Here is a 478-nt window from a genome sequence, read left to right as displayed (position 1 = left end):
GCAAAAAATTTCGGACTCAGTACGCACAACGCTGGCATAACACGTTTATTACCATGCAAACCAACCTGAATTTAACCGCCTTAATCACGAAACCCAAGGCAAACCCAGAACGCCGAATGTAATAAATCGTGTTGATGCGATTGTTGTGCGTGCTTACTTTCGGCTTGGTCAACTTGGTAAAGAACTGCCCTGCCAAGATTTTCTAAGCCTAGATTCTAATTTACCGATACCAATTAAGCGAACAAAATGTTCTTAAACTGCGAGATAAAGTGAATGGAAAACAAATACACTTTTCACGCCATTTGAACGACTTGGTTTCAGCAGATTTGGAACTGATAAACCAAATATCCTTGCCACAACTGGGATTGAAATGCTGCGAGTAAAACACTGATGCAGACTAAAATGAGGCATAACCAGAGAACAATTGAAGCGTAAAATAGCTTCTGAAACGCCTGAACTTAGGAAAATAAGGGCTAAT

1 protein-coding gene is annotated in these 478 nt (G+C 40.2%); it reads right to left on the bottom strand.

From position 1 onward, the window contains the following. Positions 1 to 252: 252 nt before the first annotated feature. Positions 253 to 478, bottom strand: a 226-nt coding sequence (locus A6E04_RS21415; protein WP_217491217.1) for a hypothetical protein, incomplete at its 5' end; no start/stop codon positions are given.

Origin of the sequence: Aliivibrio logei (assembly GCF_001691055.1) — a bacterium.
GTDB classification, from domain to species: Bacteria; Pseudomonadota; Gammaproteobacteria; order Enterobacterales; family Vibrionaceae; genus Aliivibrio; species Aliivibrio salmonicida.
Note: the sequence above shows the minus strand (reverse complement) of the source record. Positions and strands in the feature narration are given on the sequence as shown.